Below are 1,046 nucleotides of genomic sequence, written 5' to 3'. Positions count from 1 at the left end.
CAGAGCTTTGCCGCCAACTTCAACTCGGCGTTTGGCGCCGATGGCGCAGGTACATTGACCTATGCGCTGGGCGTGGTGGCGGGCGCCTCCGGGCTGACTGACACGGCCTCGGGCGAGGCAGTTAACCTGTCGCTCAACGCCGGCGTGGTCGAAGGCCGCACGGCCACCTCCAACCTGCTGGTGTTCACGGTCAGCGTGGCCGCCAATGGCAGCGTCACGCTCGACCAGATCCGCGCGGTGGTGCATCCCGTCACGACCGATCCCGATGACGCGAAGAGTCTGTCGGCGGACAATCTGGTGACGCTGATAGCGACCAAAACCGACAAGGACGGCGACAGCGCCCAGGCGACCCTCAACATCGGACAAAACCTGGTGTTCAAGGACGACGGGCCCAGCGTCAACACCACCGGTACCGAGCCGACGCTGACGGTGGACGAGACAACTCTGGCCACCAACGCCACCCAGAGCTTTGCCGCCAACTTCAGCTCGGCATTTGGCGCCGATGGCGCCGGCACGTTGACCTATGCGCTGGGTGTGGTGGCGGGCGCCTCCGGGCTGACCGACACGGCCTCGGGCGAAGCAGTGAACCTGTCGCTCAACGGCACCGTGGTTGAAGGCCGCACGGCCACCACCAACCTGCTGGTGTTCACGGTCAGCGTCGCCGCCAATGGCGACGTCACGCTCGACCAGATCCGCGCCGTGGTGCACCCCGTCACGACCAATCCCGATGATACGAAGACTCTGTCGGCGGACAATCTGGTGACGCTGACGGCGACCAAGACCGATGGCGACGGCGATAGCGCCCAGGCGCTACTCAACATCGGGCAAAATTTGGTGTTCAAGGACGACGGACCGAGCATCAACACCACCGGCACCGAGCCGACGCTGACGGTGGACGAGACAACCTTGGCCACCAACGCCACCCAGAGCTTTGCCGCCAACTTCAGCTCGGCGTTTGGCGCCGATGGCGCCGGCACACTGACCTATGCGTTAGGCGTGGTGGCGGGTGCTTCCGGGCTCACCGACACGGCCACCAACGAGGCGGT

At 65.3% G+C, this 1,046-nt stretch carries 1 protein-coding gene; it reads left to right on the top strand.

The genetic code is table 11. The annotated features are described in order from the left end of the window. The coding region (locus PMI30_RS07790; RefSeq protein ID WP_008012483.1) for a DUF5801 repeats-in-toxin domain-containing protein at window positions 1-1,046 on the top strand (1,046 nt) is incomplete at both ends.

Origin of the sequence: Pseudomonas sp. GM50 (assembly GCF_000282375.1) — a bacterium.
Lineage (GTDB): Bacteria > Pseudomonadota > Gammaproteobacteria > Pseudomonadales > Pseudomonadaceae > Aquipseudomonas.
This window is presented reverse-complemented; position numbering and strand designations above follow the sequence as displayed.